Source organism: Enterobacter pseudoroggenkampii, assembly GCF_026420145.1.
GTDB lineage: Bacteria > Pseudomonadota > Gammaproteobacteria > Enterobacterales > Enterobacteriaceae > Enterobacter > Enterobacter pseudoroggenkampii.
Genome location: NZ_JAPMLV010000001.1, coordinates 373,389 through 387,942, shown reverse-complemented (window position 1 = coordinate 387,942; position 14,554 = coordinate 373,389). Strand labels below are relative to the sequence as shown.

The following is a 14,554-nucleotide window of genomic DNA, read 5'->3' as shown; positions in this document are numbered from 1 at the left end:
TCCCGGTGCGCAATCTGCGGATTGCGCACTGCTTCACGCTTTCACTCACTTCCTCTCGTCGGCATCACATCGCAGCGTTAACCTTGTCACAAAATAACGCTACGTATGGAGAACGCTATGGCACAGCCTATTATTCTCGATTGCGATCCGGGTCATGATGACGCGATCGCGCTCGTCCTTGCACTTGCCTCCCCTGAACTCGACCTCAAAGCCGTCACCTCTTCTGCCGGAAACCAGACGCCGGATAAAACCCTGCGTAACGTTTTGCGTATGCTGACGTTGCTCAAGCGCACCGATATTCCCGTCGCTGGTGGAGCCCTCAAGCCCCTGATGCGTGAATTAATTATCGCGGATAACGTGCATGGTGAAAGCGGGCTGGACGGTCCGGCGCTGCCGGAGCCGGGCTTCGCGCCGCAAAACTGCACCGCCGTGGAGCTGATGGCGAAGGTGCTGCACGAGAGCATGGAACCCGTGACGCTGGTGGCTACCGGGCCGCAAACCAACGTCGCGCTGCTGCTGAACAGCCACCCTGAACTGCACAGCAAAATAGCCCGTATCGTCATCATGGGCGGGGCCATAGGGCTGGGTAACTGGACGCCTGCGGCGGAGTTCAACATCTTTGTCGACCCGGAAGCCGCTGAGATTGTCTTCCAGTCCGGCTTACCGATTGTAATGGCGGGACTGGACGTTACCCATCGCGCGCAGATTATGGCGGACGATATTGAGCGCTTCCGTTCCGTTGGTAATCCGGTCGCGACAACCGTGGCCGAGCTGCTCGACTTCTTTATGGAGTATCACAAAGCCGAGAAGTGGGGCTTCCACGGCGCGCCCCTGCACGACCCGTGCACGATTGCCTGGCTGTTAAAGCCTGAGATATTCACCACGGTTGACCGCTGGGTTGGCGTGGAAACGCAGGGAAAATACACCCAGGGAATGACGGTGGTGGATTATTACTCGCTGACGGGGAATACGCCGAATACTACCGTGATGGTGGACATCGACAGGGAGGCGTTTGTGGATTTGCTGGCGGAGAGACTGGCTTACTATAGTGCGGCCTGATGCCCTCACCCCGACCCTCTCCCATGGGGAGAGGGAGCAAACCTGCGCTTTTACCTAGGGCTCAAACGGCCGACGCTGAAACTGATCGTGGCCGCATTTCGGGCACAGCGACAGAACCTCCGGCGTATACACCGCAATATGGTGGTGGCAATTCTCGCACACCAGATTTCCCAGCCCGACCACCTCACCGCTGTGGTACACACCATGGTGGTTCAAATCCTGAAAGACCTCACGCCACTCCAGCTGCGTTTTATCCGTAATATCGGCCAGCTCCTGCCACAGGCTCTCTTTAATCACCCGCATGAAAACGCTGTCCGTGACCTCCTCCTGGCTCTCCTGGTAGCTGCGCGCGAACTCTTCCAGATCGCGACGCACGGCGCGCGTCACCTCTTCCACTTCGGTTCGCGTTAACTCACCCGTTTGCGACACGCGGGCACGCGCCTGCTCCACCAGCGCATCGATATCGCGCTCGCCGTTACGCAGTCGTTCCGTCAGTGTCGCCACCAGTTCGCGGTAAAATTGAGCAACCTTGTTCATCATTTTGCCTCCCGGGTAAGTAACTATTTCTAATAATAGACCTTATTTCATCGCCGCTTTGTCAGGTGAAGCACAGACCCGGTAAATTCCTGCAAAGCGCATTTGTGCGAAAGGCTGTTTTGACGCGGGCGTTTGGGCTATGCTATGCGGATCTGAATGACCACATCCATTGGCTACATTTGTAGCTGTATTGAAAACAGGACCACTGGCTGCCATGCAAGAGCAATACCGCCCGGAAGAGATAGAATCAAAAGTCCAGCAACACTGGGACGAGAAGCGCACCTTTGAAGTAACCGAAGACGAGAGCAAAGAGAAGTATTACTGCCTGTCGATGCTTCCCTATCCTTCTGGTCGACTACACATGGGCCATGTGCGTAACTACACCATTGGCGATGTGATCGCACGTTACCAGCGCATGCTGGGCAAAAACGTTCTGCAGCCTATCGGCTGGGATGCGTTCGGTCTGCCTGCGGAAGGCGCGGCGGTCAAAAACAACACCGCACCGGCCCCGTGGACATACGACAACATTGCGTACATGAAAAACCAGCTCAAAATGCTGGGCTTTGGCTATGACTGGAGCCGCGAGCTGGCAACCTGTACCCCGGAATACTACCGCTGGGAGCAGAAGTTCTTCACCGAGCTGTACAAAAAAGGCCTGGTGTATAAGAAGACCTCTGCCGTTAACTGGTGTCCGAATGACCAGACCGTTCTCGCGAACGAACAGGTTATTGATGGCTGCTGCTGGCGCTGTGACACCAAAGTTGAGCGTAAAGAGATCCCACAGTGGTTTATCAAAATCACCGCTTACGCTGATGAGCTGCTGAACGATCTGGATAACCTCGACCACTGGCCAGATACCGTTAAGACCATGCAGCGCAACTGGATCGGCCGTTCTGAAGGCGTGGAGATTACCTTCAACGTTGAGAACTACGACCAGACTCTGACTGTCTACACCACCCGTCCGGACACCTTCATGGGCGCGACCTACCTGGCCGTGGCTGCAGGTCACCCGCTGGCGCAGAAAGCGGCAGAAAACAATCCGGAACTGGCTACCTTCATCGATGAGTGCCGCAACACCAAAGTGGCCGAAGCCGACATGGCGACGATGGAGAAAAAAGGCGTTGCGACAGGCTTCTATGCTAAGCATCCGCTGACTGGCGAAGCGATCCCGGTCTGGGCAGCGAACTTCGTGCTGATGGAGTACGGTACAGGTGCGGTAATGGCTGTTCCGGGCCACGATCAGCGCGACTACGAGTTTGCCACCAAATACAACCTGCCGATTAAAGCCGTTATTCTGGCCGCCGATGGTTCTGAACCAGACCTGTCCGAAAACGCGCTGACTGAAAAAGGCACCCTATTCAACTCCGGTGAATTCAGCGGTCTGAGCTTCGAAGAGGGCTTTAACGCCATCGCCGACAAGCTGGCCTCCCTTGGCGTGGGCGAGCGTAAAGTTAACTTCCGTCTGCGCGACTGGGGTGTTTCCCGTCAGCGTTACTGGGGTGCGCCAATTCCAATGGTGACGCTGGAAGATGGCACCGTGATGCCAACGCCAGAAGATCAGCTGCCGGTGATCCTGCCGGAAGACGTCGTCATGGACGGCATCACCAGCCCGATCAAAGCCGATCCTGAGTGGGCAAAAACCACCGTCAACGGTCAGCCTGCGCTGCGTGAAACCGATACCTTTGACACCTTTATGGAGTCATCCTGGTACTATGCGCGCTACACATGCCCGCAGTATCAGGACGGTATGCTGGATTCCAAAGCGGCAAACTACTGGCTTCCGGTAGACATCTACATCGGTGGTATCGAACACGCCATCATGCACCTGCTCTACTTCCGCTTCTTCCACAAGCTGATGCGCGATGCGGGCATGGTGAACTCTGACGAACCTGCAAAACAGCTGCTGTGCCAGGGCATGGTGCTGGCGGATGCCTTCTATTACGTCGGTGCCAACGGCGAGCGTAACTGGGTTTCTCCGGTTGACGCGATCGTTGAACGCGACGAGAAGGGCCGTATCGTGAAGGCCAAAGACGCCGAAGGTCATGAGCTGGTCTACACCGGCATGAGCAAGATGTCTAAGTCGAAAAACAACGGTATCGACCCGCAGGTGATGGTTGAGCGTTACGGTGCAGATACCGTGCGTCTGTTCATGATGTTTGCTTCTCCGGCGGACATGACGCTGGAGTGGCAGGAGTCTGGCGTGGAAGGTGCAAACCGCTTCCTGAAACGCGTCTGGAAACTGGTTTACGAACACACTGCACTGGGCGATGCCCCGGCGCTGAATGCCGCCGCACTGACTGAAGATCAGCAGGCGCTGCGTCGCGATGTTCATAAAACGATTGCAAAAGTGACCGATGATATTGGTCGTCGTCAGACCTTCAATACCGCAATTGCGGCTATTATGGAACTGATGAACAAGCTGGCGAAGGCTTCACAGGACGGCGAGCAGGATCGTGCTTTAATGCGTGAAGCGCTGCTGGCCGTTGTTCGCATGCTGAACCCGTTCACGCCGCACGTTAGCTTTACCCTGTGGCAGGAGCTGAAAGGCGAAGGCGATATCGACAACGCGCCGTGGCCGCAGGCTGACGAATCAGCGATGGTGGAAAACACGACGCTGGTCGTGGTCCAGGTGAACGGCAAAGTCCGCGGTAAAATTACCGTGGCGGTCGATGCAACCGAAGAACAGGTTCGCGAGCGCGCGGGCCAGGAACCTCTGGTCGCAAAATATCTTGAGGGCGTTACCGTACGTAAAGTGATCTACGTACCGGGTAAACTGCTCAATCTGGTCGTTGGCTAAGCGCGGGAGGAAACGTGCGACAACTGGCAACAATACTCTTATCACTGGCGGTGCTTGTCACCGCTGGCTGTGGCTGGCACCTGCGCAATACCACGGCGGTGCCCGCTGAGATGAAAACGATGATGTTCGACTCACCAGATCCGAATGGCCCACTCAGCCGGGCCATTCGTAATCAGCTGCGTCTCAACGGCGTAGAGATTGTCGAAAAACAAACCCTGCGCCAGGATGTACCGTCTCTGCGTGTTATAGGTGGCGGCCTGTCGAGAGATACAGCCTCTATCTTCCAGGATGGCCGTACAGCTGAATATCAGATGGTGTTGACGGTCGACGCGGCAGTCCTGATCCCCGGTAAAGACATCTACCCGATCAGCACGAAAGTATACCGTTCGTTCTTCGATAACCCGCAGACAGCGCTGGCAAAAGATGCCGAACAGCAGATTATCATCAACGAAATGTACGACAAGGCAGCGGAACAGCTGATCCGTAAACTGCCAAGTATTGCAGCGTCAACTAAACAAGGATCTGACATCGTTGAAAAACCGGTTGCTGGCACGCTTCCTGCTGCTAACTCTCTGGGTAAATGATGATCAGGCTGTATCCTGAACAACTCCGCGCGCAGCTCAATGAAGGGCTGCGCGCGGCGTATCTGCTTCTTGGAAACGATCCGTTATTACTTCAGGAAAGCCAGGATGCCGTGCGGCATGCCGCCGCCGCGCAGGGCTTCGATGAACACCACACCGTCCAATTGGACAACAACACCGACTGGAACGCCCTCTTCTCGCTTTGTCAGGCGATGAGCCTTTTCGCCTCGCGCCAGACAATTCAGATCCTGCTGCCGGAGAACGGCCCTAACGCGATGATGAACGAGCAGCTCGCTACGCTGGTCAGCCTCTTACACAGCGATCTGCTCCTTATTGTGCGTGGCAACAAGCTGACCAAAGCCCAGGAAAACGCGGCGTGGTTTACCCAGATCGCGACCCACGCGGTGCTGGTCACCTGTCAGACGCCTGAGCAGGCACATCTGCCTAAATGGGTCGCCGCGAGAGCGAAACAGCACAACCTTCAGCTGGATGACGCGGCAAATCAGCTGCTCTGCTACTGCTATGAAGGTAACCTGCTGGCCCTGGCGCAGGCGCTGGACAGACTCTCCCTGCTCTGGCCGGATGGCAAGCTGACCTTGCCGCGCGTCGAGCAGGCTGTTAACGACGCGGCGCACTTCACGCCGTTCCACTGGGTGGACGCGCTACTGTCGGCAAAAAGCAAACGCGCCCTGCATATTCTGCAACAACTGCGTCTTGAAGGGAGCGAACCCGTTATTCTGCTGCGTACGCTGCAGCGCGAATTACTGCTGCTGATTACGCTCAAGCGCCAGTCTGCCCATACGCCGCTGCGTTCGCTGTTTGATAAACACCGCGTGTGGCAAAATCGCCGGGCTTTGACCACCGAGGCCGTCAACCGCCTGAGTCATGAACAGCTTCGTCAGGCTGTACAGCTTCTGATGCGCGCTGAGCTCACGTTAAAACAAGATTACGGCCAGTCGGTCTGGGCGGAGCTGGAAAGCCTTTCTCTGCTGCTCTGCCACAAGGCGCTGGCAGACGTTTTTATTGATGGATAGTATGCATTCTTTACAGGCCCTGTATGGCGGCACCTTCGACCCGGTACATTACGGGCACCTGAAGCCGGTTGAAATTCTGGCGAATTTGATCGGCCTTCAGCGCGTCACCATCATGCCCAATAATGTTCCGCCCCATCGCCCACAGCCGGAGGCGACCAGCGAGCAGCGAAAAGCGATGCTCGCCCTTGCCATCGAAGATAAACCGCTCTTCCAACTTGATGAGCGTGAGCTGCGTCGCGACACGCCCTCCTGGACGTCACAGACGCTTCAGGAGTGGCGCACAGAACAGGGTCCAGACCAGCCGCTGGCGTTTATCATCGGCCAGGATTCCCTGCTGAATTTACCCACATGGCATCAGTATGAAACCATCCTGGAGAACAGCCATCTGCTCGTCTGCCGCCGCCCTGGCTATCCTCTGACCATGCGTGAAGCGCAGTACCAGCAGTGGCTGGAAGATCATCTCACCGATAATGTTGAAGATCTTCACAATCGGCCTGCCGGGAAGATCTATCTGGCGGAAACGCCGTGGTTCGATATCTCTGCAACCCTCATACGTGAGCGTTTACAGCAGGGTTTAGCCTGTGACGATCTACTGCCAGCCCCGGTGCTGGCGTATATCCATACGCACGGGTTGTATCAGAAAAGCGCAGATGAATAGCCGGAGGGCATAAAAAGCGGCTTATTGTTTATCCTGCCTTGACAGGTTAAGCCATACTGTTATTCTCCGCTGCCAGACTTTCCCGCCGATCATTGCTTTACAGAAATTGTTTTACAAAAATGGCGATGCAATCTCAGGCAGAGGGTGGGATGATACCCGCCTTCAAAAGCCCGGTCGGAGACATTTGTCCCGACACAGGCGTGAGTTCAGGTATACTGTCTGGCTACGAATTCAACGTTTTACAATCTCATTCACCCCAGGGGGAAAACTTGCAGGGTAAAGCACTCCAGGATTTTGTTATTGACAAAATTGATGACCTGAAAGGTCAGGACATCATCGCTATCGACGTTAATGGTAAATCCAGTATTACCGACTGCATGATCATCTGCACCGGTACATCTACGCGTCATGTTGTTTCGATTGCCGATCATGTGGTTCAGGAATCGCGTGCAGCAGGACTGTTGCCACTGGGTGTTGAAGGTGAAGCAACGGCTGACTGGGTGGTTGTCGACCTCGGCGATGTGATTGTCCACGTCATGCAGGACGAGAGCCGTCGCCTGTATGAGCTGGAAAAACTCTGGGGTTAATGCGTGAAGTTGCAGCTGGTCGCCGTCGGCACCAAAATGCCGGACTGGGTACAAACCGGTTTTACTGAATATCTGCGTCGTTTTCCAAAAGACATGCCGTTCGAACTGGTGGAAATTCCCGCCGGTAAGCGCGGCAAGAACGCGGATATCAAACGTATTCTCGATAAAGAGGGCGAACTGATGCTGGCTGTCGCAGGCAAAAACCGCATCGTCACCCTCGATATTCCAGGAAAACCCTGGGATACGCCGCAGCTGGCGCACGAACTGGAGCGCTGGAAGCAGGATGGCCGTGACGTCAGTCTGTTGATTGGCGGTCCAGAAGGGTTATCCCCCGCCTGCAAAGCGGCGGCTGAACAAAGTTGGTCCCTCTCCGCGCTGACGCTTCCCCACCCGCTCGTTCGGGTACTGGTGGCAGAAAGCCTGTATCGCGCGTGGAGCATTACTACCAACCACCCCTATCACCGCGAGTAATGACTGACCAGGGTAGATTAAGCAGCGGATGAAACTACAGAATTCTTTTCGCGACTATACGGCTGAGTCCGCGCTGTTTGTGCGCCGGGCGCTGGTCGCCTTTACCGGGATTTTGCTGCTTACCGGCGTGCTGATCGCCAACCTTTATAATCTGCAAATTGTCCGCTTTACCGACTACCAGACGCGCTCAAACGAAAACCGTATCAAGCTGGTGCCTATCGCTCCCAGCCGCGGCATTATTTACGATCGTAACGGCACGCCGCTGGCGTTAAACCGCACCATCTATCAAATCGAGATGATGCCGGAAAAAGTTGATAATGTTCAGGATACGCTGGAAGCGCTGAAAAGCGTTGTCGACCTTAACGATGACGATATCGCGGCCTTCAAAAAAGAGCGCTCCCGCTCTCACCGTTTCACCTCCATCCCGGTTAAAACCAACCTGACGGAAGTCCAGGTAGCCCGCTTTGCGGTAAACCAGTACCGCTTCCCCGGCGTGGAAGTGAAGGGTTACAAGCGTCGCTACTACCCCTACGGCTCCGCGCTGACGCATGTGATTGGCTACGTCTCCAAGATTAACGACAAAGACGTCGACCGCCTTGATAAAGACGGCAAGCTGGCAAACTACGCTGCAACACACGATATCGGTAAGCTGGGGATCGAACGTTACTACGAAGACGTTTTGCACGGGCAAACCGGCTATGAAGAAGTTGAGGTTAACAACCGCGGCCGCGTGATTCGCCAGCTGAAAGAAGTCCCTCCTCAGGCGGGGCATGACGTCTATCTGACCCTCGACCTTAAGCTGCAGCAGTATATCGAAACCCTGCTGGCGGGCAGCCGTGCAGCCGTTGTGGTCACCGATCCTCGTACCGGCGGCATCCTGGCAATGGTGTCCATGCCTAGCTATGACCCGAACCTGTTCGTTGACGGCATTTCCAGTAAGGACTATTCCGGTCTGCTGAATGACCCGAACACGCCGCTGGTGAACCGCGCGACGCAAGGGGTTTATCCGCCGGCATCAACGGTTAAGCCGTACGTAGCGGTTTCTGCGCTGAGTGCCGGCGTCATTAACCGTAATACCAGTCTGTTTGACCCGGGCTGGTGGCAACTGCCTGGTTCAGATAAACGCTATCGTGACTGGAAAAAATGGGGCCACGGTCATCTGAACGTCACCAAATCACTGGAAGAATCTGCGGATACCTTCTTCTATCAGGTGGCGTATGACATGGGGATCGACCGCCTGTCAGAGTGGATGAGCAAATTCGGTTACGGGCATTACACCGGCGTTGACCTCTCCGAAGAACGTTCTGGCAACATGCCAACGCGTGAATGGAAGCTGAAGCGCTTTAAAAAACCGTGGTATCAGGGTGACACCATTCCGGTGGGTATCGGCCAGGGCTACTGGACGGCAACACCGCTTCAGATGAACAAGGCCATGATGATCCTCATCAATGACGGCGTGGTAAAAGTGCCTCATCTGCTACAGAGCACGGTTGAAGACGGCAAAAAAGTGCCGTGGAACCAGCCGCATGAGGCCCCGGTGGGTGACATTCATTCCGGCTTCTGGGAAATTGCGAAAGACGGTATGTACGGCGTGGCAAACCGCCCGAACGGTACCGCGCATAAGTACTTCACCGGTACGCCGTACAAAGTGGCCGCGAAATCCGGTACTGCGCAGGTGTTCGGTCTGAAAGCCAACGAAACCTATAACGCGCACCGCATTGCTGAACGTCTGCGTGACCATAAGCTGATGACGGCGTTTGCCCCTTATGATAACCCGCAGGTCGCGGTGGCGATGATTCTGGAGAACGGCGGTGCCGGTCCAGCTGTAGGGACCATCATGCGCCAGATCCTTGACCACATTATGCTGGGTGATAACAACACCGAACTGCCGGCTGAAAACCCGGCCGCCGCTGCGGCGGAGGACCAATAATCATGACGGATAATCCAAATAAAAAATCGCTGTGGGACAAAATCCACATCGACCCAGCCATGCTGCTGATCCTGCTGGCCCTGCTGGTTTACAGCGCCCTGGTTATCTGGAGCGCGAGCGGCCAGGACATCGGCATGATGGAGCGCAAAATCGGCCAGATCGCCATGGGTCTGATCATTATGGTGGTAATGGCGCAGATCCCGCCGCGCGTCTACGAAGGCTGGGCGCCCTACCTCTACATCTTCTGTATTATTTTGCTGGTTGCGGTAGATGCGTTTGGCGCCATATCAAAAGGGGCGCAGCGCTGGCTGGATTTGGGGATTGTCCGCTTCCAGCCCTCGGAGATTGCCAAAATCGCCGTGCCACTGATGGTGGCACGCTTTATCAACCGCGATGTCTGTCCGCCGTCTCTGAAGAATACCGCTATCGCGCTGGTGCTGATTTTCCTGCCAACGCTGCTGGTTGCGGCACAGCCTGACCTGGGGACCTCAATCCTTATTGCCCTCTCCGGCCTGTTTGTCCTGTTCCTGTCGGGACTGAGCTGGCGCCTGATTGGTATCGCAGTGGTGCTGATTGCGGCGTTCATCCCTATCCTCTGGTTCTTCCTGATGCATGACTACCAGCGCCAGCGCGTCATGATGCTACTCGATCCGGAAACCGATCCGCTGGGCGCGGGCTATCATATTATTCAGTCGAAGATTGCAATTGGCTCCGGGGGGCTGCGCGGTAAAGGCTGGCTGCACGGTACGCAGTCGCAGCTGGAATTTTTACCGGAACGCCACACCGATTTTATCTTTGCCGTACTGGCGGAAGAGCTGGGGCTGGTTGGCATTCTGATACTTCTTGCGCTGTATGTCCTGCTGATCATGCGGGGATTGTGGATTGCAGCGCGTGCACAAACCACGTTTGGTCGCGTCATGGCTGGCGGGTTGATGCTGATTTTATTCGTTTATGTCTTCGTAAATATTGGTATGGTGAGTGGTATTCTGCCGGTGGTAGGCGTACCGCTGCCGCTGGTGAGTTACGGAGGCTCGGCACTGATCGTGTTGATGGCCGGGTTTGGTATCGTGATGTCGATCCATACCCACAGAAAAATGTTGTCAAAAAGCGTATAAAAATAAGGGGATCGGAATGCGTAAGCAGTGGCTGGGGATCTGCATCGCGGCAAGTTTACTTGCGGCCTGCACAAGTGATGATGGTCAGCAACAGGCAACCGTCGCGCCGCCGCAGCCTGCGGTGTGTAATGGCCCGATCGTTGAAATCAGCGGTGCCGATCCCGTTTATGAACCGCTGAATGCCAGTGCCAATCAGGATTACGAGCGCGACGGCAAAAGCTATAAAATTGTTCAGGATCCTTCCCGTTTCAGTCAGGCAGGCTTTGCCGCCATTTATGATGCCGAGCCAGGCAGTAACCTGACGGCTTCCGGGGAGGCGTTCGACCCAATGCAACTGACGGCGGCACACCCAACGCTGCCGATTCCGAGCTACGCCCGTATCACCAACCTGGCGAATGGCCGCATGATCGTCGTGCGTATCAACGATCGCGGCCCGTACGGGAATGACCGGGTGATTTCCCTCTCGCGCGCGTCTGCCGATCGCCTGAACACCTCGAACAACACCAAAGTTCGTATTGACCCGATTATCGTCGCGCAGGATGGTTCGCTCTCCGGACCGGGTACCGCGTGTACAACGGTGGCGAAACAGACCTATGCCCTTCCTGACCGCCCAAATCTTGACGGCGGAATGGGAAGCGTCTCGTCTCCGGCAGAGCCTGCTCAGCCGGGAGGAGAAATACGCCCGATTAGCAATGACACGCTGCAAAGCGAGGATGCTACCGGCGCGCCGGTAAAGAGTAGCGGCTTTCTTGGCGCACCGACGACCTTAGCCGCGGGCGTGCTGGAAGGCAGTGAACCCACTCCAGCCCCTGCTCCCGTCGCTACGCCAGCGACCCAGCCGGCTCCCGTAACGGCGCCAGCGGCCACGCAAAGTGCGGCGGTGGCGGCTCCAGCAGCGGCCAGCGGAAGCTATGTGGTTCAGGTAGGCGCAGTGAGCGATCAGGCCCGGGCCAAACAGTATCAACAGCGTCTGAGCCAGCAGTTTGGCGTACCAGGACGCGTTGAGCAGAACGGCGCGGTCTGGCGCATTCAGATGGGGCCGTTTGCCAGCAAATCGCAGGCAGCCTCCCTGCAGCAGCGTCTGCAGAATGAAGCTCAACTTCAGTCATTTATCGCTGTTGCGAAATAATTAACCGGCGGTATCCGAATTGTCAGTTAGTGTAAAACACATTCACAAACTCATGCTTAAAGTCGGATGCCTGCCTGAATAGCATTTGCTATAGTAAGGCACTTTTTTTAATTCCATCACGGATGTCGTAGTTCTGACCATGAAGACCACTTTTTCTGCTCGTTTTGTGCAGCGCATGGCGCTGACCACGGCCCTTTGCGCGGCTGCTCTTTCTGCAGCTCACGCCGATGACCTGAATATCAAGACCATGATCCCTGGCGTTCCGCAAATCGATGCGGAATCCTACATCCTGATCGATTACAACTCTGGCAAAGTGCTGGCAGAACAGAATGCCGATGCCCGCCGTGATCCGGCCAGCCTGACCAAAATGATGACCAGCTACGTTATCGGCCAGGCGATGAAGGCAGGTAAATTCAAAGAATCGGATCTGGTCACCATCGGTAACGATGCGTGGGCAACCGGGAACCCTGTCTTCAAAGGTTCCTCTCTGATGTTCCTGAAGCCGGGTATGCAGGTTCCTGTTTCCCAGCTGATTCGTGGTATCAACCTGCAGTCGGGTAACGATGCCTGCGTGGCGATGGCCGATTTCGCCGCCGGTAGCCAGGATGCCTTCGTGGGTCTGATGAACAGCTACGTTACCGCGCTGGGTCTGAAAAACAGCCACTTCCAGACCGTACACGGCCTGGACGCAGACGGTCAGTACAGCTCCGCACGTGATATGGCCCTGATTGGTCAGGCGCTGATCCGCGATGTCCCTAACGAATACTCTATCTACAAAGAAAAAGAGTTCACCTTCAACGGGATTCGTCAGACCAACCGTAACGGTCTGCTGTGGGATAACAGCCTGAACGTTGACGGCATTAAAACTGGCCATACCGACAAAGCGGGCTACAACCTGGTGGCCTCTGCTACTGAAGGTCAGATGCGTCTGATCTCTGCCGTGATGGGCGGCCGCACCTTTAAAGGTCGTGAAACAGAAAGCAAGAAGCTGCTGACCTGGGGCTTCCGCTTCTTCGAAACCGTGAATCCACTGAAAGCAGGCAAAGAGTTTGCGTCTGAACCCGTCTGGTTCGGCGACAACGACCGTGCTTCTCTCGGCGTTGATAAAGACCTCTACCTGACCATTCCGCGCGGTCGTATGAAGGATCTGAAAGCCAGCTACGTGCTGAACAGCACCGAGCTGCACGCCCCGCTGCAGAAAAACCAGGTTGTAGGCACGATCAACTTCCAGCTGGATGGAAAAACGATCGATCAGCGTCCGCTGGTTGTCCTGCAAGAAATTCCTGAAGGCAATTTCTTCGGCAAAATCATTGATTACATTAAATTGATGTTCCACCACTGGTTTGGTTAAAAATTGAACACTTGAAAGTGTGATTTTGATCCCCATATACTAAGTATCCTGATAACTCCCACCTGACGTGGGAGTTATTATTTTTTGACGTTACGCCGGAGCTGACATGAAAACCAAACTTAACGAACTGCTTGAATTCCCTACCCCATTTACCTACAAAGTAATGGGTCTGGCGAAACCTGAGCTGGTTGATCAGGTGGTTGAAGTGGTACAGCGCCATGCGCCGGGTGACTACTCTCCGTCAGTAAAACCAAGCAGCAAGGGCAACTACCACTCGGTTTCTATCACCATCACTGCGACACACATTGAGCAGGTTGAGACGCTGTACGAAGAGCTCGGCAATATCGAAATCGTTCGTATGGTACTGTAGTCCCTTTGCGGTTACCCGGTTTGCCGGGTAACCCTTCTCCCCGCTGTGATATACTCCCCCCACACTTTTTGTCCCTCGTCTTCGGAGACGCAGTTTTGTATCAGGATAAAATTCTGGTCCGTCACCTCGGGCTGCAACCTTATGAGCCTGTCTCCCAGGCCATGCATGACTTCACCGATTCACGCGATGACAGCACCCCAGATGAAATCTGGCTGGTCGAACACCTGCCGGTATTTACGCAGGGTCAGGCGGGTAAAGCAGAACATCTATTAATGACGGGAGATATCCCGGTTATTCAGAGCGATCGCGGCGGTCAGGTCACGTACCATGGGCCCGGGCAGCAGGTGATGTACGTCCTGCTCAATCTGAAGCGCAGAAAGCTGGGCGTGCGTGAACTGGTCACTTTACTGGAACAAACCGTCGTCAACACGCTGGCGGAATATGGTATTGACGCGCATCCGCGTGCCGATGCGCCGGGCGTTTACGTTGGGGAAATGAAGATCTGCTCCCTGGGGCTGCGTATTCGAAAAGGCTGCTCATTCCATGGCCTGGCATTGAATATTAATATGGATCTCGCGCCGTTCCAGCGCATAAACCCCTGCGGCTACGCCGGCATGGAAATGACGCAAATGCGCCAGTGGGTAGAAGCCGCTACGCCCGAACATATTCGTCCCGTGCTTTTGAAGAACGTGTTAGCGCTACTTAACAATCCCCCACACGAATATATCCCTGCTTAATATATCGTACAACATGGCTCGATAATTTGACGGGCCACTGTTTATTTACCGCTTTTGCACTTTACAATAATCCACAGATTCTATATTTTCGAAGCGCCCGAATATTACCGCTACATATTATTTAGCCTCCAGAAAGCTCGGCAAACACGGCATAAGTAACGTGAGCAATTATCACACAACTGTTTGCTTTTGATAAAC

14 protein-coding genes are annotated in these 14,554 nt (G+C 55.1%); 13 read left to right on the top strand and 1 reads right to left on the bottom strand.

The features are described from left to right. Positions 1-117: 117 nt before the first annotated feature. The gene (gene rihA / locus OTG14_RS01870; RefSeq protein WP_267214507.1) at positions 118-1,059 is read left to right on the top strand and encodes a pyrimidine-specific ribonucleoside hydrolase RihA; all 942 of its coding nucleotides are present in this window, start codon (positions 118-120) and stop codon (positions 1,057-1,059) included. Between the two features lie 54 nt (positions 1,060-1,113). Here rihA and OTG14_RS01865 read toward each other — a convergent pair whose 3' ends face one another. Beyond that, positions 1,114-1,596, bottom strand: a complete 483-nt coding sequence (locus OTG14_RS01865) for a zinc ribbon-containing protein (RefSeq protein ID WP_023617134.1) — start codon at positions 1,594-1,596, stop codon at positions 1,114-1,116. Positions 1,597-1,810: 214 nt separating this feature from the next. Here OTG14_RS01865 and leuS point away from each other — a divergent pair, with 214 nt between their 5' ends. From leuS to lipB, 12 genes are all read left to right on the top strand, one after another. Then, on the top strand, positions 1,811-4,393 hold the full coding sequence (leuS, locus tag OTG14_RS01860) for a leucine--tRNA ligase (protein WP_208763618.1): 2,583 nt from the start codon (positions 1,811-1,813) through the stop codon (positions 4,391-4,393). A 14-nt stretch (positions 4,394-4,407) separates the two neighbouring features. After that, positions 4,408-4,977, top strand: a complete 570-nt coding sequence (lptE, locus tag OTG14_RS01855; protein WP_061715758.1) for an LPS assembly lipoprotein LptE — start codon at positions 4,408-4,410, stop codon at positions 4,975-4,977. Beyond that, the gene (gene holA, locus OTG14_RS01850) at positions 4,977-6,008 is read left to right on the top strand and encodes a DNA polymerase III subunit delta (protein WP_267215185.1); all 1,032 of its coding nucleotides are present in this window, start codon (positions 4,977-4,979) and stop codon (positions 6,006-6,008) included. The genes lptE and holA overlap by 1 nt, the downstream gene beginning before the upstream one ends. Then, positions 6,001-6,666 carry a nicotinate-nucleotide adenylyltransferase gene (nadD, locus tag OTG14_RS01845; RefSeq protein ID WP_048989993.1) on the top strand — a complete coding sequence of 222 codons (666 nt, stop codon included), beginning with the start codon at positions 6,001-6,003 and terminating at the stop codon, positions 6,664-6,666. Before holA ends, nadD begins: the two co-directional genes overlap by 8 nt. 269 nt (positions 6,667-6,935) lie before the next feature. Then, positions 6,936-7,253, top strand: coding sequence for a ribosome silencing factor (rsfS, locus tag OTG14_RS01840; protein ID WP_267214506.1), 318 nt, complete (start codon positions 6,936-6,938; stop codon positions 7,251-7,253). Positions 7,254-7,256: 3 nt separating this feature from the next. Then, the gene (gene rlmH / locus OTG14_RS01835; RefSeq protein ID WP_267214505.1) at positions 7,257-7,724 is read left to right on the top strand and encodes a 23S rRNA (pseudouridine(1915)-N(3))-methyltransferase RlmH; all 468 of its coding nucleotides are present in this window, start codon (positions 7,257-7,259) and stop codon (positions 7,722-7,724) included. A 28-nt stretch (positions 7,725-7,752) separates the two neighbouring features. Then, entirely contained in the window at positions 7,753-9,654 is a 1,902-nt protein-coding gene (mrdA, locus tag OTG14_RS01830) for a peptidoglycan DD-transpeptidase MrdA (RefSeq protein WP_032649564.1), read from the top strand. Positions 9,655-9,656: 2 nt separating this feature from the next. Then, positions 9,657-10,769: a peptidoglycan glycosyltransferase MrdB gene (gene mrdB, locus OTG14_RS01825; RefSeq protein WP_008501037.1), complete on the top strand. Its 1,113-nt coding sequence runs from the start codon at positions 9,657-9,659 to the stop codon at positions 10,767-10,769. A 16-nt stretch (positions 10,770-10,785) separates the two neighbouring features. Next, positions 10,786-11,898: an endolytic peptidoglycan transglycosylase RlpA gene (gene rlpA, locus OTG14_RS01820; protein WP_148769601.1), complete on the top strand. Its 1,113-nt coding sequence runs from the start codon at positions 10,786-10,788 to the stop codon at positions 11,896-11,898. Between the two features lie 139 nt (positions 11,899-12,037). After that, entirely contained in the window at positions 12,038-13,249 is a 1,212-nt protein-coding gene (gene dacA, locus OTG14_RS01815) for a D-alanyl-D-alanine carboxypeptidase DacA (RefSeq protein ID WP_014069323.1), read from the top strand. A gap of 106 nt (positions 13,250-13,355) precedes the next feature. Further along, entirely contained in the window at positions 13,356-13,619 is a 264-nt protein-coding gene (ybeD, locus tag OTG14_RS01810; RefSeq protein ID WP_003858718.1) for a DUF493 family protein YbeD, read from the top strand. A 95-nt stretch (positions 13,620-13,714) separates the two neighbouring features. After that, positions 13,715-14,356, top strand: a complete 642-nt coding sequence (gene lipB / locus OTG14_RS01805) for a lipoyl(octanoyl) transferase LipB (protein ID WP_024907014.1) — start codon at positions 13,715-13,717, stop codon at positions 14,354-14,356. Positions 14,357-14,554 lie beyond the last annotated feature (198 nt).